15 protein-coding genes are annotated in these 18,187 nt (G+C 68.9%); 5 read left to right on the top strand and 10 right to left on the bottom strand.

The genetic code is table 11. The features are described from left to right. The first annotated feature begins 84 nt into the window (after nucleotides 1–84). Nucleotides 85–582, top strand: a complete 498-nt coding sequence (greB, locus tag EA796_RS19045) for a transcription elongation factor GreB (RefSeq protein WP_031304191.1) — start codon at nucleotides 85–87, stop codon at nucleotides 580–582. Between the two features lie 6 nt (nucleotides 583–588). Here greB and EA796_RS19040 read toward each other — a convergent pair whose 3' ends face one another. Then, entirely contained in the window at nucleotides 589–897 is a 309-nt protein-coding gene (locus EA796_RS19040; RefSeq protein WP_021446298.1) for a hypothetical protein, read from the bottom strand. Nucleotides 898–1,090: 193 nt separating this feature from the next. On the opposite strand from EA796_RS19040, the gene thpR reads away from it, so the two are divergent. From thpR to EA796_RS19025, 3 genes are all read left to right on the top strand, one after another. After that, entirely contained in the window at nucleotides 1,091–1,636 is a 546-nt protein-coding gene (gene thpR, locus EA796_RS19035; RefSeq protein ID WP_122109750.1) for an RNA 2',3'-cyclic phosphodiesterase, read from the top strand. A 185-nt stretch (nucleotides 1,637–1,821) separates the two neighbouring features. Beyond that, nucleotides 1,822–2,775, top strand: a complete 954-nt coding sequence (locus EA796_RS19030; protein WP_122109749.1) for a triacylglycerol lipase — start codon at nucleotides 1,822–1,824, stop codon at nucleotides 2,773–2,775. Between the two features lie 52 nt (nucleotides 2,776–2,827). Continuing rightward, the gene (locus EA796_RS19025) at nucleotides 2,828–3,868 is read left to right on the top strand and encodes a lipase secretion chaperone (RefSeq protein WP_122109748.1); all 1,041 of its coding nucleotides are present in this window, start codon (nucleotides 2,828–2,830) and stop codon (nucleotides 3,866–3,868) included. An 88-nt stretch (nucleotides 3,869–3,956) separates the two neighbouring features. Here EA796_RS19025 and EA796_RS19020 read toward each other — a convergent pair whose 3' ends face one another. From EA796_RS19020 to EA796_RS19005, 4 genes are all read right to left on the bottom strand, one after another. Beyond that, a complete protein-coding gene (locus EA796_RS19020; protein ID WP_122109747.1) occupies nucleotides 3,957–4,976 on the bottom strand; it encodes a LacI family DNA-binding transcriptional regulator in 1,020 nt (339 codons plus the stop codon). A gap of 123 nt (nucleotides 4,977–5,099) precedes the next feature. Further along, entirely contained in the window at nucleotides 5,100–6,113 is a 1,014-nt protein-coding gene (locus EA796_RS19015) for a TRAP transporter substrate-binding protein (protein WP_122109746.1), read from the bottom strand. 58 nt (nucleotides 6,114–6,171) lie between these two features. Beyond that, nucleotides 6,172–7,449, bottom strand: coding sequence for a TRAP transporter large permease (locus EA796_RS19010; RefSeq protein ID WP_122109745.1), 1,278 nt, complete (start codon nucleotides 7,447–7,449; stop codon nucleotides 6,172–6,174). A gap of 50 nt (nucleotides 7,450–7,499) precedes the next feature. After that, on the bottom strand, nucleotides 7,500–8,621 hold the full coding sequence (locus EA796_RS19005) for a gluconokinase, GntK/IdnK-type (protein ID WP_122109744.1): 1,122 nt from the start codon (nucleotides 8,619–8,621) through the stop codon (nucleotides 7,500–7,502). A gap of 195 nt (nucleotides 8,622–8,816) precedes the next feature. On the opposite strand from EA796_RS19005, the gene EA796_RS19000 reads away from it, so the two are divergent. Then, entirely contained in the window at nucleotides 8,817–10,901 is a 2,085-nt protein-coding gene (locus EA796_RS19000; protein WP_122109743.1) for a TonB-dependent receptor, read from the top strand. 21 nt (nucleotides 10,902–10,922) lie between these two features. Here EA796_RS19000 and EA796_RS18995 read toward each other — a convergent pair whose 3' ends face one another. The 5 genes from EA796_RS18995 to EA796_RS18975 form a co-directional block, all read right to left on the bottom strand. Next, complete coding sequence (locus EA796_RS18995; RefSeq protein ID WP_122109742.1) at nucleotides 10,923–11,627, bottom strand: NAD(P)H-dependent oxidoreductase; 705 nt, start codon at nucleotides 11,625–11,627, stop codon at nucleotides 10,923–10,925. Between the two features lie 67 nt (nucleotides 11,628–11,694). Further along, nucleotides 11,695–13,113: an aldehyde dehydrogenase family protein gene (locus tag EA796_RS18990; protein ID WP_122109741.1), complete on the bottom strand. Its 1,419-nt coding sequence runs from the start codon at nucleotides 13,111–13,113 to the stop codon at nucleotides 11,695–11,697. Continuing rightward, on the bottom strand, nucleotides 13,106–14,296 hold the full coding sequence (locus EA796_RS18985) for a pyridoxal phosphate-dependent aminotransferase (RefSeq protein WP_122109740.1): 1,191 nt from the start codon (nucleotides 14,294–14,296) through the stop codon (nucleotides 13,106–13,108). Before EA796_RS18985 ends, EA796_RS18990 begins: the two co-directional genes overlap by 8 nt. Before the next feature lie 105 nt (nucleotides 14,297–14,401). After that, a complete protein-coding gene (locus EA796_RS18980) occupies nucleotides 14,402–16,012 on the bottom strand; it encodes a 5-guanidino-2-oxopentanoate decarboxylase (RefSeq protein WP_122109739.1) in 1,611 nt (536 codons plus the stop codon). A 76-nt stretch (nucleotides 16,013–16,088) separates the two neighbouring features. Beyond that, nucleotides 16,089–18,179 carry an acetate--CoA ligase family protein gene (locus EA796_RS18975; protein ID WP_122109738.1) on the bottom strand — a complete coding sequence of 697 codons (2,091 nt, stop codon included), beginning with the start codon at nucleotides 18,177–18,179 and terminating at the stop codon, nucleotides 16,089–16,091. Nucleotides 18,180–18,187 lie beyond the last annotated feature (8 nt).

Here is an 18,187-nt window from a genome sequence, read left to right as displayed (position 1 = left end):
AGGAGCGCCTGCCCCGACGGAGCATTTGCGACGAAACGACGGCAGCCCCTAGACTTGCCGCCTCTCCAATCATTCCGAGACGCCATGAGCCGTTACCGCCCCCCTCGCCCCGCCGGCACGCCATTGATCACCCCGGAAGGCGAGGCGCGCCTGCGCGCCGAACTGCACGAGCTGTGGCACGTGCGCCGGCCGCAGGTGACCCAGTCCGTCAGCGAGGCCGCCGCCCAGGGCGACCGCTCGGAGAACGCCGAGTACACCTACGGCAAGAAGATGCTGCGCGAGATCGACAGCCGCGTGCGCTTTCTGAGCAAACGCCTGGAAAAGCTCAAGGTGGTCAGCGACAGACCCTCGGACCCGAACAAGGTCTATTTCGGCGCCTGGGTCACCATCGAGGACGAAGACGGCGAACAGTCGCGCTACCGCATCGTCGGTCCGGACGAGCTGGATCTGAAACAGGGGCTGATCAGCATCGACTCGCCGCTGGCCCGCGCGCTGGTGGGCAAGCCGCTGGACGCCGAAGTGCGGGTGCACAGCCCGAGCGGCGAGAAGACCTGCTACATAGTCGAGATCGACTACCCCTGAGGCTCCCTACCGCCGGGTAATCAGGCCCTGGCGCGCCACCCGTACCAGCTCGGCGACCGTTTCCGTCAGGGCATCGGCGCTGGGCGCCTGGACCACCGCCAGGTCGAAGCTGTCGCGCGGAAAGCGCGCCAGCGACTCGCCGCGCTGCACGAACTGGATACGGAAGGTACGCGGCCCGCTCCAGCGCTTGGGCCAGCCGTCGAGGTAACGCAGCAGGGTCGGTTGGTGATTGCCGCCGAGCAGGATGCGCGGGTTGCGCAGCAACAGCCCCGAGGTGATGGGGGCCAGGCGAATGTGCGGTTGGGGACAGGTCATGCTCGAGTCTCCGCCTCAAAAATCCCGCTGGGCAGCGGTGGGAGGCGACACCGAACCAGCGCTTTAGCGGAATTTCGGGTGCTGGAAACTTCACCCTGTGGCGCCCCGCAAGTAGCTGTTTAAATCGGCGCAGCGCGCATCCTAGAGAAGCCCGCGCGATACTGTCAAGGCGAGCCACCACCGGCCAAGCGCCATGACCGCCGACCAGTTGCGCCTGTTCTTCGCCCTGCCCTGCCCGCCGCCGCTGGCCGCGGCGATCTGCGCCTGGCGTGAGCGCGAAGCGCCCGGCGGCAGGCCGGTCGATGCCGCCAACCTGCACCTGACCCTGGCCTTTCTCGGAGCACAGCCGGCCAGCTGCCTGGCGCCGCTGCTGAGCCTCGCCGCGCAGTTGCCGGGCGAAGGCTGCGAGCTGCGCCTGGATCGCCTCGGCCGCTGGCGCGGCGGCGTGCTGCACCTGGCGCCCAGCCGGGTGCCGCCGGCGCTGGACGAGTTGCAGCGGCAGCTGCACGCACGCCTGAGCGGCGCCGGCTTCGAACTGGAGCGGCGCGCCTTCCGCCCGCACCTGACCCTGGCGCGGCATTACCCGCAGCCGCCGGCCGGCGCCGCCCCAACCTTCGATTGGCCGCTGCGGCAGTTCGCCCTGTTTTGCTCGGAATATGACGGCCACGGCAGCCGCTATCGCCTGCTCGGCCAGTGGCCGTTGCGGCCTGCGACCCCAACCGGGCGTAGCGCCCCGTAACAGCAAAGCCTGGGCAATCTCGCCGGCAAAACAGGGCAATCTCGGGAAAAGTGCCGCGATAGAGGGGTTAGTCTGGAAAATTCGGCAATGGCATGTTTCCTGCCCTCTCCCTCGTGCCGTACGTGCCACGGGATGGGCGCGATTTTGTTGCAGGACGCACCTCAACACACCCATCGAGAGCGCCCATGAACAAGAACAAGACCCTGCTCGCCCTCTGCCTCGGCGCCGGCCTGCTCGCCAGCGGCCAGACCCAGGCCTTCTGGTTCGGCTCGTCCGGCTATACCCAGACCCAATACCCCATCGTCCTCGGCCACGGCATGCTCGGCTTCGACAGCATCCTCGGCGTCGACTACTGGTACGGCATTCCCGCCGCCCTGCTTCGTGACGGTGCCAGCGTCTACATCACCGAGGTCAGCCAGCTGGACACCTCCGAAGCGCGCGGCGAGCAATTGCTGCAGCAGGTCGAGGACATCGTCGCCATCAGCGGCAAGGCCAAGGTCAACCTGATCGGCCACAGCCACGGCGGCCCCACCACCCGCTACGTCGCCGCCGTGCGCCCGGACCTGGTCGCCTCGGTCACCAGCGTCGGCGCGCCGCACAAGGGCTCGGCCACCGCCGACTTCCTCAAGGGCATCAGCGACGGCCCCACCGGCCCGGTCGCCACCCCGCTGCTGGCGGGCATCGTCAATGGCCTCGGCGCGCTGATCAACTTTCTCTCCGGCAGCCCCAGCACCACCCCGCAGAACGCCCTCGGCTCGCTGGAGTCGCTCAACAGCGAGGGCGCCGCGCGCTTCAACGCCAAGTTCCCGCAGGGCATTCCCACCAGCGCCTGCGGCGAAGGCGCCTACAGCGTGAACGGCGTGCGCTACTACTCCTGGAGCGGCACCAGCCCGCTGACCAACCTGCTCGACCCCAGCGACCTGCTGATGGGCGCCAGCGCACTGACCTTCGGCAGCGAAGCCAACGACGGCCTGGTCGGCCGCTGCAGCTCGCGCATGGGCCAGGTGATCCGCGACAACTACCGGATGAACCACCTCGACGAGGTCAACCAGACCCTGGGCCTGACCAGCCTGTTCGAGACCGATCCGGTGACCGTCTACCGCCAGCATGCCAACCGCCTGAAGAACGCCGGGCTCTGAGCCAAAGTCCGGGCCGGCGTCATCCGGCCCGGACGCCGTAGAGGAATCTGCCGTGAACAAAGCCCTGTTGCTGTTGCCCCTGCTGTTCGCCGTCTGCCTGGCGTCGATGCTCTATCTCGAGCCCGGGCATCTGCCCGATCGGTTCAATCCACCCGCGGCCAGCGGGGAAACCTCGCCACCGGCGGCGCCACCCGCGCTGCAGCAAGCGCTGCCCGCGCCCGTCACGCCGCCGAGAGAAGCCGCCGCTCTCGGCTTGCCGGCATCCTTCGTCGGCACCGAGGTGGACGGCCGCTTTCGCGTCGATGCCGCCGGCAACCTGATCGTCAGCGAAGACATTCGGCGTATTTTCGACTACTTCCTCGCCAGCCTCGGCGAGGAGAGCCTGGACGCCAGCGTCGCGCGTCTGCGCGGCTATATCGACGGCCAGTTGCAGGAACCGGCCCGGGCCCGCGCGCAGGCGCTGCTCGACCAGTACCTGGCCTACAAGCGCGAGTTGGTGCTGCTGGAGCGCGACCTGCCGCAACTGGCCAGCCTGGACGCCATGCGCCAACGCGAAGCGGCGGTGCAGGCGCTGCGCGCGCGGCTGTTCGACAGCGAGAGCCATCAGGCCTTCTTCGCCCGCGAGGAAGGCTACAACCGCTTCACCCTGGAGCGCCTGGCGATCCGCCAGGACGCCGGACTGAGCGACGAGGAAAAGGGCGAAGCCGTCGACCGCCTGCGCGCCAGCCTGCCGGACGAGCTGCAGGACATGGTGCTGCCGCAGCTGCAGCAGGAGCTGCGCCAGCACACCGCGCGCCTGCAGGCCGAAGGTGCCAGCGCCGCGCAGATTCGCCAGCTGCGCCAGCAGCTGGTCGGCGCCGAGGCCACTGCCCGCCTGGAGGCGCTGGACAGCCAACGCCAGGGCTGGCAGAAGCGTCTCGATGAGTATCTCGCCGCCAAGGCGCGTATCCAGGCCAACGAGGGGCTCAGCAGCGGCGACAAGCGCGCCGCCATCGAGGCGCTGGCGGCGGAACATTTCGACGAACGCGAGCGCCTGCGCCTGGAGGCGGCCGAGCAGTTGGCCGAGGCTGGCAGAAATACGAGCGGCGGCTGAGTCCGGATCGCCGGGCGGAGCGCGCTGCGCTCCCCGTTGGGCTTCGCTGCGCTCAGCGCCAACCTACCCGGCACGGCCTCCCTTACCCTCAGGTGCTGTCGCGCATCACCAGTTCAAAGCCGACGTCGATGCAGTGCTGCTCGGGCGTCTCGCCGCGCATCAAGGCCAGCAGCATGTTCGCCGCCAGCTCACCGATGCGCCCGCGGGTGGTGCGCACCGTGCTCAGCGCCGGGTGCATCCAGGCCGCCGCCGGCAGGTCGTTGAAGCCGGCGATGGCCAGCCGCCCCGGCACCTCGAGGCCCAGCTGACGAGCGCGGAACAGCGCGCCCATGGCCAGGTCGTCGTTGTTGAAGAACACCGCATCGATCTGCGGCTGCTGCGCCAGCAGGCGGTCGAGCAGCTCGGCGCCGAGGCCGATGGACGACAGCTCGGGGGTGAGCAGCTCCAAGGCCGGGTCGTGACGATTGAGGTAGCGCATCACCTGGCGGTAGCCCTCGGCGCGCTGCAGGGTGCGCGGGTCGAGCTGGGCGGCGGCGAAAGCGATATGCCGGTAGCCGCGCTGGACCAGGGCGCGGGTCATGGCGGCGCCGGCCTCGACCTGGGAGAAACCGACGCAGTAGTCCTCCGGTTCGTCGCTCAGCTCCATCAGGGTCACCAGCGGGCAGCTGCTGGCGCCGAGGATCTCGCGCGCCGCGTCGCTGCGCTCGAAGCCGGTGACCAGCAGGCCGGCCGGCTGGTGCGCCAGGTAGGAACGCAGCAGGCGTTCGTCCTCCTCGACCCGGTAGTGGCTGACGCCGATCATCATTTCGAAGCCGGCCGGCATCAGCACCCGCTGGATCGCCTCGACGGTATCGACGAACACCGAGTTCGACAGCGAGGGAATCACCACCGCCACCAGGTTCGAGCGCGAGCTGGCCAACGCCCGCGCCGCCGGATTGGGCACGTAGCCGAGCGCCTGAGCGGCGCGCATCACCTGCTCGCGCAGGGCGTCGGAGACCCTGCCCGGCTGCGACAGTGCGCGCGAGGCTGACATCAGCGAGCAGCCGGCAGCCTTGGCCACATCCGACAGGGTGACACGTTCGGCGGAACGGCGACGACGTTGACTCATAGCGCCTCCAGGAAAGACCAGGCCGCGATTCTAGCAGCCTGGACGACGAATAAAGCGCGGGACACGCCGCCCGGGAGGCCACCACCATGCAAGGAGCGGCCGTCCCAACGTGCCCCGCGAAACTTACAAGGCAGCCTTGGCGGCCTCGGCCTGCACCTGATCGAACAGCTGCTGGCCGACCGTGTCGACCACCTTCTGGATCGCCGGGGCGGCCTGCTCGCGCATGCGCTGCACCTCGGCGGCGTCCACCTCGTTGATCTGCATGCCCTTGTCCTTCAGCTCGGCCAGGGCGCGGGCGGCCTCGGCGCGGGTGTCCTGGCGCTCGAAGTCACGCGCCTTCTGCGCCGCCTCCATGAGAATGTTCTGCTCGGTGGCAGACAGGCCGTCCCACCAGCGCTTGGACACGGTGAGAATCCACGGGCTGTAAACGTGGTTGGTCACGGTCAGGTACTTCTGCACCTCGTAGAACTTCGAGGAGAGGATGGTGTTGAACGGGTTTTCCTGACCGTCCACGGCCTTGGTCTCCAGCGCGGTGAACAGCTCGGAGAACGGCAGTGGCACGGCGTTGGCGCCCATCAGCTTGAAGGTCTCGAGGAACACCGGGTTGGGCATCACGCGCAGCTTGATGCCGGCGAAATCCTCCAGCTTGCTGATCGGCCGGGCGTTGTTGGTCAGGTTGCGGAAACCGTTCTCCCAGTACACCAGGCCAACCAGGCCCTTCTCCTGCAGCTTGTCCATCACCTGGCGGCCGACCGGGCCGTCGAGCACGGCGTCGGCCTGCTCGGCGCTGCTGAACAGGAAGGGCGTGTCCCACACCGCCATTTCCTTGGTGATGCCGACCAGGGTGGCGGTGGAGCCGACCATCATTTCCTGGGCGCCGCCGATCAGCGCGCTCTGCATCTGGTCGTCCGAACCCAGGCTGGCAGCGCCGAAGGTGCGCACCTTGAGTTTGCCGTCCGAGGCCTTGGCCACCTCCTCGGCGAACAGCTTGGCCGCGCGGCCCTGGTTGCTGTTTTCGTTGAGGCCATAGCCGAAACGGATCATCCGCGAGCGGACTTCGTCGGCGTGGACGCTGACAGCGGCGAGCGGGCTGCACAGCAGGGCAGCGGTGAGGATGGCGAGCAGCGGACGTTTCATCGGGACTACCTCTTATTGTTGTGAACGAAGCCGGCGCGCCCGCGCCGGTTGGGGCGAATCAGCGCAGCCAGGTCAGTGGCACGGTAACGATGGCCGGGAAGGCGATCAGCAACGCGACGATGCCCAGGTAGATCAGGAAGAACGGCATCACCCCGCGCACCAGCACCTCCATGCGCAGCCGACCGATGCCGCCGACCACGTTGAGCACGGTGCCCACCGGAGGGGTGATCAGGCCGATGGAGCCGATCAGCACGAACATCACGCCGAAGTACACCGGGTCGACCCCGGCCTTGATCGCGATCGGCGCCAGCACCGGGGCGAGGATGAGGATGGTCGGGGTCAGGTCGAGGACCATGCCCACCGCGATCATCAGCAGCATGATCGCCAGCACCAGCAGTTGCGGGTGGTCGGCCAGCGGCCCGAGCATGGCGCCGATCTCGTCCGGCAGCTGGGCCAGGGTGATCATGTAGGCCGATACCGTGGCGGCGGCGCAGAGGAACATCACCGAGGCGGTGGTGCGGCTGGCGCGGGTCAGGGTTTCCATCAGGCTGGCCCAGCTCAGCTCGCGGTACAGCAGGGTCGACACCGCCAGGGCGTAGACCGCGGCGACCACCGCCGCCTCGGTCGGGGTGAAGAGGCCGAAGCGCAGGCCGCCGACTATGATCACCGGCAGCATCAGCGCCGCGGCGCCGTCGACCAGCACGCGGCGGCGCTCGGCGGCGCTGGCCTTGGCCGGGGTCGGCTCGGTGAAGCCGCGGGCGATCAGGCTCCAGGCGACGATCAGCCCGGCGCCCATGATCAGCCCCGGCACCAGGCCGGCCATGAACAGCTGGCTGATCGAGGTGTTGGTGACCACGCCGTAGATCACGAAGGGCATCGACGGCGGGATGATCGGCGCGATGATGCCGCCTGCGGCCACCAGGCCAGCCGAGGAATGCAGCGGGTAGCCGCGCTGGCGCATCATCGGCAGCAACAGGGTGGCCAGCGCCGCGGTGTCGGCCAGGGCCGAGCCGGACATGCTCGCCAGCAGCACCGCGGCGGCGATGGCGACGTAGCCGAGGCCACCGCGCAGGTGGCCGAAATAGGCCTGGGCCATGGCGATGATGCGCTTGGAGATGCCGCCGGCATTCATCAGCTCGCCGGCGAGGATGAAGAAGGGCACGGCCAAGAGCGGGAAGCTGTCAGCGCCGGCGAGCAGGTTCTGCGCCAGCAACTGCACGTCCCAGAAGTCCAGGTACCACATCAGCAGCGCCGCCGTGAGGATCAGGGCGAAGGCGATGGGCATGCCGAAGGCCATGAAGCCCAGCAGGGATGAAAGGAAGACGGCGACGGTCATCGGCAGGTCCTCGGTGGGCAGTGCCCGTTCTTGTTAGTGATGACGCAGCCTCAATCGACTTGCGCGTGAGCCAGGCTTGCCTGCGGCGCGCGGCGCCACAGGTTGATCAGTTGCACCAGGGCGAGGACGGCCAGCACCGTCATGCAGGCCAGCACCGGCACCATGGCCAGCACCACCGGATAACCGACCACGGTGCTGTGGTTACCCCAGCCGAACTGCACCTGCATCCAGGCGCCCCAGGCCGCCAGCAGGCTGGCGCCGGCCACCAGCAGCCAGCTCAGCGAATCCAGCAGACGTTGCGCAGACTGTGGGAAGCGGTCGCGGATCATGCGGAAGGTCATCAGCTCGCCGCGGCGCATGCTCGAGGCCACGCCGACGAAGACCAGCCAGACGAAGGCCAGTCGCGACAGTTCCTCGGCCCCGGCCCAGCCGGTGCCGAAGGCGTAGCGCAGCACCACGTTGGCGAACACCGCCAGCACCATGAAGGCCATCAGCGTCGCCATCAGGCCGTCGGTGAGGCGGTCGAACAGCCGCGCCAGACGGCCCTCGTAGATGGGGTCGGCGCCCAGCTGCGCGGCGTGGTTAGCGCTATCAATTTCTGTCGTCGAACCAGCGGCATCGGCGCCCGAGCCGGCCTCCGGCAGATCGCGGCGCAACCAGGCGCAGATATCCGCCAGCAGCGCCTCGCGGCTGGCGGCCGCATCCAGGGTCAGCACCTGGGGTTCGCCGGCCGGCGCTTCGAGGGTGGCGAACTGGCTGTCGACCAGCGAGATGGGCATGAAATGCCCGGGACGCGCGCCGACTCGCTGTAGCGCGGTGGCCTGGTCGATCTGCAGATGCACGAACTGCAGCCCCGGCACCGCCGCGCGCAGGCGCTCGCGGTAGGCGCGCTTGAGCGCCGAGCAGGCCAGCACGAAGCCCTCGCCCGCCGCCTGGGCGGCCAGCATCTGCTCGCTCAGGGCGTCCAGCCAGTGGCTGCGGTCGTCGTCGCTCAGGGGGATGCCGGCGCGCATGCGCTCGACGTTCTCGCGGGGATGGAAGTGATCGGCTTCGATATGGCGCCAGCCGAGGGTGGTGGCGACCGCCTGGCTGATCTCGCTCTTGCCGGAGCCGCTGACGCCCATGACCACCAATGTGGTGCGGGCAGGCAGTGCGAAAGGCTGTTGCTGCATGGGAACTCCAGGGCGCCATCGACGTGGCGCCGCTCATTGTTTGGCCGAATGTTAGCGCTATCCAAATCGTTCGACAACCCTATTGCGGCAACATTTCGTAGAGCATTTCTGCGTCAGGCGGCGCAGCGACTCTAGCCCGCGGTCCGCCGCTGCGGTCACCATCGCGGGATAGCGACCGCAGAAGATCCCTCGACCATGACCCCATTCCGCCCTCGCCCCTGGCTTGCCGCCCTGCTGCTACCACTGACCGCGCAGGCCGAGAACGCCAGCTATCAGGCCGAGCCGCTGGTGGTTACCGGCAGCCGTTACCAGGCCAGCGGCTGGCGCCTGCCCTTCTCGGTCAACCGCATCGATGCCGAGCAGGCCACCCTGGGCAAGCCGGGGGTCAACCTGTCCGAGGCGCTAGGCAGCGTGCCCGGCCTGGTGGTGCAGAACCGGCAGAACTACGCCCAGGATCTGCAGCTGTCTTCGCGCGGCTTCGGCGCCCGCTCGGCCTTCGGCATCCGCGGTATCAAGCTGCTGGCCGATGGCGTGCCGCTGTCCAACCCCGATGGCCAGGGCCAGGCGGCGACCTTCGACCTCGATACCCTGGAGCGCATCGAGGTGCTGCGCGGCCCCTTCGCCAGCGTCTACGGCAGCAACTCCGGCGGGGTGATCCAGCTGTTCTCGCGCGATGGCGAAGGCGCACCCAGGGTGTCCGTCGACACCTCGCAGGCGGCCTGGGGCACCAGCCGCACGCGAGTCAGTGCCGAGGGCGGCAACGACCAGGCCGGCTTTATCCTCAACCGCTCGCACTTCGAGACCGACGGTTATCGCGAGCACAGCGGCGCCATCCTCGACAAGAGCTTCGCCAAGCTGACCCTGTACCCGGACGATGCCAGCAAGCTCAGCCTGAGCTTCAATCAGCTCGACCAGAACGACACTCAGGACCCGCAGGGCCTGACCTGGCAACAGGTGCAGGCCGACCGCCGCGCCGCCGCCCCCAGCGCTTTGGCGTTCAATACGCGCAAGACGGTGGATCACCAGCAGCTTGGCCTGAATTACGAGCGCAGCTTCGCCGCCGGCACCTGGCAGAGCACGCTGTACAGCGGTACCCGGCGGGTGATCCAGTACCAGTCGATCCCGGTGGCGGTGCAGGCCAACCCGTCCCACTCAGGCGGAGTGATCGACTTCGAGCGGCGCTTCTTCGGCGCCAGCAACCGCTGGATCCAGCCCTTCGACCTGGGCAGCAGCCTGCTGACCCTGACCGCCGGCCTGGACTACGACCATTCCCGCGACGACCGCCAGGGCTTTGAGAACTTCGTCGGCAGCACCCTGGGGGTGAAGGGCAACCTGCGCCGCGACGAGCGCGATGAGGTCAGCAGCCTGTCGCCCTATGTCCAGGCCGCCTGGCAACTGGGCAAGCTCGGCCTGCAGGCCGGCCTGCGCCACAACGAAGTGCGGTTCGAGGTGGACGACCGCTTCCTGAGCAATGGCGACGATGGCGGCGCGGTCACCTACCGCGAGCTAACCCCGACCCTGGGCGCCAGCTACGCGCTGCTGCCGGAGCTGAATCTGTACGCCAGCTGGGGCAAGGGCCTGGAGACGCCGACGCTCAACGAACTGTCGTACTCCGGTCCCGACAACGGTTTCGGCTTCGACCTGCAACCGGCCACCAGCGAGCAGGTCGAAATCGGCCTCAAGGCCCGCCTCGGCCAGGCCAGCGACCTGCAACTGGCGCTGTTTCAGATCGATACCGACGACGAGCTGGTGGTGGAATCGGCCAGCGGCGGCCGCACGCGCTTTCAGAACGCCGCACAGACCCGCCGTCGCGGCGTGGAGCTGGCGGTGGCAAGCCAACTGAGCGAAACCCTGCGCGGCAACCTCGCCTACAGCCATATCGAGGCCATCTACAGCCAGGACTTCGCCAGCGGCGGCCGGCCGATCGCGTCCGGCAATCGCCTGCCCGGCATCCCCGCCAGCACCCTGTATGGCGAGCTGGCCTGGCAGCCGCGCGAGGGTTTCAGCACCGCCATCGAAGGGCTGTACCGCAGCAAGCTGTATGTCGAGGACAGCAACCAGGCCAAGGCCGCGCCCAGCTACGCCCTGTTCAACTGGCAGGCGCGCTTCGAGCAGAAGCTCGGCGCGCTGACCTTCAACCAGGTGCTGCGCATCGACAACCTGCTGGACCGCGAATACATCGGCTCGGTGATAGTCGGCGAGAGCAACGGCCGCTACTACGAACCGGGGCCGGAACGCGCCTGGTATCTCGGCGCGGGGGTGCAGTACCGATTCGATTGAAACTCGGCCTACAAGCCCGCCCTACGAACTCAGCGGATACAGCCGCTCGTCGAACTGCTCCAAACGCGGGAAGGCCAGCGGCTGCTCCCGCTCCAGACCCTGCAGGCGCTGCTGATAGGCGCGCAGAAAATCCTCGCGCGCCTCGTGGCTGATATAGGGCACATGCCAGGCGACGAAGGGCTTCAGCACATCCATGCCGACATAAGCCAGGGTGCCACGCAGCAGCGGGCGCAGCATGTCTTCCAGCGGCCCATGAATAGCCCCCGCGCCGAACATATGCTCGCGCCCGCCCAACGTCAGGCTGACCAGGGCCTTCTTGCCGGCCAGGCCACCCTGGTCGTAGAAGCGCTTGCCGCCGTAGCAGACGCCGCTGACCAGCACCCGGTCGATCCAGCCTTTGAGCATGGCCGGCACCGAGAACCAGTACAGCGGGAAGTTGAGGATCAGCAGGTCGGCCCACAGCAGCTTGTCCAGCTCGGCCTGGATATCGGCGGCCAGCTGACCGCCCTTCACTCCTTCGCGCTGCTCCAGGGCATAGACCAGGTAGTCCGGGTTGGCCCGCGCGGTGAAATCGGCGGCCGAGGCCACCGGGTTCCAGTTCATCGCATAGAGATCCGACACCTGCACCTCGTGGCCCTGCCCCTCCAGGGTCTCGCGGGCCAGGTCGCGCAGGGCCGCGGTAAAGGATTGCGGCTCGGGGTGGGCGTGGACTATCAGTACCTTCATAAAAATTCCTTTCTGGGGGCGCCATGGCACCGGCAAATGACTCGGTGCGCATGGCGCACCCTACAAATCAGATCTGGATCGCCTTGACCTCGACGAATTCGTGCAGGCCTTCCTCACCCCACTCGCGGCCGTTGCCGGACTGCTTGTAGCCGCCGAAGGGCGCGCGGTAGTTGAAGGCCGCGCCGTTGACGAAACACTGCCCGGCGCGCAGTTGCCGCGCCAGTTGCAGCGAGCGCTCGCGGCTGGCGGTCCATACCGCGCTGGACAGGCCGAAGGGCGAGTCGTTGGCCAGGCGCACCGCTTCGTCCTCGTCGGCATAGGGAATCAGGCACAGCACCGGGCCGAAGATTTCCTCCTGGGCGATGCGCATGCGGTTGTCCACCTCGGCGAACAGGGTCGGCCGTTGATAGTAGCCGCGCCGCAACCCGGTGGGCGGCTCGGCGCCGCCATACAGCAGGCGCGCGCCCTCCTCCTGACCCAGGCGGATATAGTCCTGCACCGTGCGGCGCTGGCCGGCCGAGCACATGGGGCCGAGAAAGCTTGCCGGGTCCAGCGGGTCGCCCAGGCGCAGGGCCTCGCACTCGCCAACCGCCAGTTCCAGCGCCTCGGCATAGCGGCTGGCCGGCAGCAGCATGCGGGTCAGCGCGGTGCAGGTCTGCCCGGAATTGATCATCACGTCCTGCACGCCATGGCGCACCGCCGCGGCCAGATCGGCGTCCGCGCCGATCACAAAGGGCGACTTGCCGCCCAGCTCCAGGCACACGCGCTTGACCGTCGGCGCCGCCGCCGTGGCCACCCGCACACCGGCGCCGGTGGAGCCGGTAAAGGACAGCATGTCCACCTCGGGATGGCGCGCCAGGGCCTCGCCAACCTTGCTGCCGGGGCCGCTGACCAGGTTGAACACCCCGGCTGGCAGGCCGATGGCATGGACCATCTCGGCCAGCAGAAAGGCATGCAGCGGGGTTTCCTGGCTCGGCTTGAGCACCAGGGTGCAGCCGGCGGCCAGGGCCGGCGCCAGCTTGCCGAGCAGCTGATGCAGCGGGTAGTTCCAGGGGTTGATAAAGGCGCACACCCCCACCGCCTCGCGCAGCACCAGGGAGTTGCCGACCTCGCGCACCTCGTCCATCAGCGCCGCCAGCTCGGCGTAGCTGCGCAGACCTGCGATCGGACCGTCCACCTGCACCGCCCGGCACCATTGCACCGGCATGCCCAGCTCGGCGGTGATCAGCGCGGCCATCTCGCCGGCGCGGGCCTCCAGCAGCTCGGCCAGGGCGCGGATATAACCGGCACGCACATGGGCCGGCGTGCGCGACCAGGGGCCGAAGGCGCGCCGCGCGGCGAGCACGGCGCGGTCCACATCGCGCTCGTCGCCCAGGGGCACGCGGCCGATCACGGCCTCGGTGGCCGGGTTAAGCACTTCGGCCAGGCCCGTGCCATGGGGCGCCTGCCAGGCGCCGTCGATATACAGCTGGCGATGCTCAAGCATGGCAGGCTTCCTCCAGCAGCTCGGCGGCGCAGCGGGCGATGCGCCGGCAGGCCTCGGCCAGCGGCGCGCTGCCGAGCACCAGGCCGACGCGGATATGCCCGGCGGCGCTGGGGCCGAAGGCCTCGCCGGCCAGCACCGAGACGCCGTGGCGATCCAGCAGGCGTTCGGCGAAAGCCTGGGCGGACAGGCCGGTGGCGCGGATATCGACCATCACGAACATGCCGCCGTCCGGCTTCAGGGCGCGCAGGCCGGGGCAATCTTGCAGCGTCGCGCAGACCAGGTCGCGGCGCTGGCGATAGGCCTCGCGCATCGCGTCAAGCTCCGGCAGCTCGGCCGCCAGGGCCACGCAGGCGGCGTCCTGGATAAAGTCCGGCAGGCCGTAGAGCATGCACAAGGCGAGGTTCTCCAGATGCTCGGCCAGCTGCCGCGGCGCCACCACCCAGCCCAGGCGCCAGCCGCTCATGGCGTGGGACTTGGACAGGCTGCCCAGCGTCGCGGTGCGCTCGGCCATGCCCGGCAGGCTGGCCGGGCTGATGTGCTCGCCCTCGAACAGCAGCTCGCTGTACACCTCATCGGAGATAAGCCACAGGTCGTGGTCGATGCACAGGCCGGCGATGGCCTCCCAGGTGGCCCGCGGCAGGCTGGCGCCGGACGGGTTGTGCGGGCTGTTGAGGGCCAGGGCGCGGGTGCGTGGGGTGATGGCGACGGCGACATCGGCGGCCTGCAGGCGAAAGCCGTACTCGGCACGCAGCGGCACCGGTACCACCTTGGCGCCGCAGGCACCGAACACCGCCTCGTAGGTGACGTACATGGGCTCCGGCACTATCACCTCGTCGCCCGGATCGAGCAGGCACTGGGCCACGCTGAACAGGCCGCACTGGGCGCCGGGCAGCACCACCACCTGCTCGGCGTCCACCGCCTGGCCGCTGCGGGCGCTATGGCGGGCGGCTATACGCTGGCGCAGCTCGCGCTTGCCGCGTACCTCGGCGTAGTGGGTGTGGCCGGCCAGCAGGCTGTCGATGGCGGCCTGGACGATGGGCGGCGGGGTGTCGAAGTCCGGGTCGCCCACCGACAGCAGGATAATGTCCTCGCCCCGTGCCTGACGCTCCAGGGCGCGGTAGTGGATGGTCCAGGCGGCGGCGCCGTCGCCAGCGATACGTTGGGTCAGTTGCGAGTAACGCATGGGTGTCTCCTTAACGGGTATGCCCTTCCCTCATCCGGCGCTGCGCGCCACCTTCTCCCGGAGGGAGAAGGGCAATAAGGAGGGCGTCGCTGCGCGACTTTCAGGTCATTGGGCGCAGGCGTGCTTGAGTTCGATCAGGGTCACCCCTGGGTGGGCGAAGCCGGCCGCCAGGTCGTCCTGCAACTGATCCAGGCTCTGCGGCTGGCGCACCGCGCAGCCAAAGGCGCGGCCCAGGCCGGCGAAGTCCGGGTTGCGCGGCAGCACGCCGATGGGTTCGATATCCAGGCCGAGCATGTCGTCGCGGATCTGCCCCAGGGCGTCGTTGTTCCACAGCAGCACTACCAGCGGGCTATCCAGCTCCTCCACGGCAGTGGCCAGCTCCTGGGCGGTGTAGAGAAAGCCGCCATCGCCCACCAGCACCAGCCCCGGACGCTGCGGCGCGCCGAGCTTGGCGCCGATGCCGGCGGGCAGGCCGTACCCCAGGGTGCCGTAGCCGGTGGGGTGCAGCCAGCTGCGCGGGGCGCGGCTGGGGAACAGGTAGTTGCCGCTGTAGGCCAGCTGGGTCATATCGGTGCTGATAAAGGCGTCGGCCGGCAACACCTGGGCGATGCGTTCGAGAATCGCCTGGTGGATACGCTGCAGGGGCCCCTGGCTACCCTGGATCGCCGCCTTGAGGCTGGCCACCGCATCCATGGCCGCTGCCGGGTCGCGCGCGGTTTCCGGCAGCCGCTGCAGCAGCGCCGCGAGGCTAAGCCGCGCATCGCCGCGCAACGCCACACTGCAGGGGTAGAAGTCGTTGAACTTGCGCGGGTCGATATCGATGCGAATCAGCTCGCCGGACAGCGGCAGGCGCTCGCGCCAGAAGTCGGTATCGGCCAGCTCGGTGCCTACCGCTAGGACCAGATCGGCCTGTTCGATCAGCTGCCAGCCGGGCTCGACGCACAGGCTGGCGCCGGCATGCAGCGGCGCGTCGACGGGCAGCAGGCCCTTGCCGGCCACCGTGGTAAACAGCGGAGCGGCCAGACGCCGGCTCAGTTCGGCCAGCTCGGCACCGGCTTCCAGGGCGCCGCCGCCGGCAATCAGCATCGGCCGCTTGGCCTGAGCCAGCCTGGCGGCGGCCTGTTGCAACGCCTCGGCGGCCGGCAGGCCGCGAGCGGGGCGGCGCGCCACCTCGCCGCTCCAGTCCCGCGCCAGGGGCGCGGCCAGCACATCCAGCGGCACCGAGATATGCACCGGGCGCGGCCGCTCGCTATCGAACACCGCCCAGGCGCGGGCAATCAGCTCGGGCAGGTCTTCGGGGCTCAGGGCCAGAGCAGAGAAGGCAGTGATCGGCGCGGTCAGGGCGCGCTGATCCTGGGTCTCGTGCAGGCAGCCCCAGCCTTTGCCCAGGCTGGCGCTATGGTTGACGCTGGAAATCACCAGCATGGGGATGGAGTCGGCATGGGCCTGACCGATGGCAGTGGCCACATTGGTCACCCCCGGGCCGCTGATCACAAAGCACACCCCGGGCTTGCCACTGACCCGGGCATAGCCGTCGGCCATAAAGCCGGCGCCCTGCTCGTGACGGCTCAGAACATGGCGGATGCCGCTGCCGGGCAGGCCGCGGTACAACTCCAGGGTATGCACCCCGGGAATGCCGAACACGGTATCAACGCCGTAGTTGGCCAGCAGGCGCACCAGGGCCTGGCCGCAAGTAAGGCTTGTATTGTCTTGCATGGAATCTTCTCCTTGCGTGGGCGGGGTAGCGCACTGCCCCTCTCACCGGCCCTCTCCCCCGAGGGGAGAGGGGGTTCTAATCGGCCAAACGGATCAATGCATCCACCGCCACGCAGCCATGGGCGCCGACCAGCAGCGGGTTGACGTCCAGTTCCAGCAAGCGTTCGGCGTGCTCGCAGGCGTAGTCGGCCACCGCGCCGATGGCCGCCACCAGGGCATCCAGATCCGCCGCCGGGCGGCCACGAAAACCGCTCAGCAGCGGCGCGCTGCGCAAACCGAGCAGGGCCTGGCGGATCGCTGCCGGGTTGGTCGGCAGCAGCAGGCTGCGGCTGTCCCTGAGCAGCTCCACCAGAATGCCGCCGGTGCCTATCACCAGGGCCAGGCCAAAGCCGGGCTCGCGCTTGACCCCGACGATCAGCTCGGCCAATGGCGGGCCGGCCATGGCCTCCAGCAGCACCTGGTCGAAGGCCAGAGTCGGCGCATGCTCGGCCAGGTCGCGGCGCATCCGCTGCAGGGCACTTTGCAGTTGTCCGGCGTCGCGCAGATTAAGGGCCACGCCGCCGGCCTCGGTCTTATGCGGCAGCTCGCTGCTGACCGCCTTAAGCACCAGCGGATAACCCAGCTGTTCGGCATCGGCCAGGGCGCGCTCGGGGGTGCTGAGCACGGCACGGGGTAGCGGCAGGCCAAAGGCGCCCAGGGCCTGCTTGGCTTGCCATTCATCCAGCAGCACGCCTGAGCCGTCCGCGCTGCCGGCCGCCAGCGGCACCAGGGCCGCCTCGCCCATGGCCAGCAGGGCCTGGCGGCGGCTCTGGTAAGCGGCGATCCGACCCCAGGCGGCCAGGCCGTCCTCCACCCCCTGCAGCGCCGGCACGCCACGGCCGTGCAGGTAGTCGCGGGCATGGGCCGGCAGCAGTTCGGGGAAGGCCGAGGCGATAAAGCCGCACTTGTCGTGGCGCGCCAGGGCGTCGCAGTACAGCTCAAGCAGCAGGTCGCACTGCGGCCGCTCGCCGCTCTGCTCGTCCGGGTAATCGAGCACCAGCAGGGCAGCATCGGCCGGCTGGCTCAGGCAGCTGTCGAGCATGCGTGTCAGCGCCTCGGCATCGCCCCAGATGGCGGTGGTGAAATCCAGTGGATTGGCGATATTGGCGTAGGCCGGTAGCACCTCGGCCAACTCTAAACGCTGCGTCTCATCCAGCTTGGGCAGTGCCAGGCCATTGGCCTCGGCATAGTCGGCGATCAAGCCGGCATCGCCGCCGGAACAGGCCAGGGCGATCAGCCCCGGGCCTGCCGGCAACTGGCCGCAGGCGGCGGCCTTGAGGGTTTCCATAAAGCTCACCGGGCCGCTTACGCGAATCACCCCGAGGCGCTGGAACAGCGCGTCGTACAGGGCGTCGGAGCCGGCCAGGGAGCTGGTATGGCTAAGCGCCAGTTCGGCACCGATCTGCGACACACCGGTCTTCAGGGCGATAATCGGGATGCCCTTGACCAGCGCCTTGTGGGCGGCGCGGGCAAAGCCGGGGATATTCTTCAGACCTTCGAGGTGCAGGCCGATGGCACTGACCCGCGGCTCGTCGAGCAAGGCATCCATCAGTTCGGCCACGCCGAGCTGGGCCTGGTTGCCCACCGAGGCCATATAGGCCACCGGCAGCGAGCGGTCGCTCATCGACAGGTTGTAGGCGAAGTTGCCGCTCTGGGTCAGCACCGCCACGCCGCGCTCCACCCGCTGGCCACCATGGGCCACCGGCCACAGGGCGGCGCCGTGCAGGTAGTCGAGCAGGCCGTAGCAGTTGGGCCCGAGCAGGGCCATGTAGCCGGCGGCGCGCAGCAGCTCGGCCTGCAGGCGCTCGCCCGCCTCGCCCGTCTCGGCGAAGCCCGAGGCATAGCAGATGGCCCCGCCCGCCCCCTTGGCCGCCAGCTCGGCCACGGCTTGCAGGGTCAGTTCGCGGTTGGTGGCGATAAAGACCGCATCGGGGCCACAGGGCAGCTCCCTGATGCTGGCCACGCAGGGCACGCCCTCCAACTCGGCGTGCTGCGGATTGACCAGCCATAGCTGGCCGCCAAATCCCCCTTCTGCGCAGCGCTTAAGGGCACGGGCCATGCTGCGCCCGCCGATAAAGGCCAGGTGCTTGGGCGCCAGCAGGCGACGGATATTGTTATGCAGGCTCATGATGGATT

The organism is Pseudomonas sp. AOB-7 (assembly GCF_003696305.1).
Classification (GTDB): domain Bacteria; phylum Pseudomonadota; class Gammaproteobacteria; order Pseudomonadales; family Pseudomonadaceae; genus Aquipseudomonas.
This window is presented reverse-complemented; position numbering and strand designations above follow the sequence as displayed.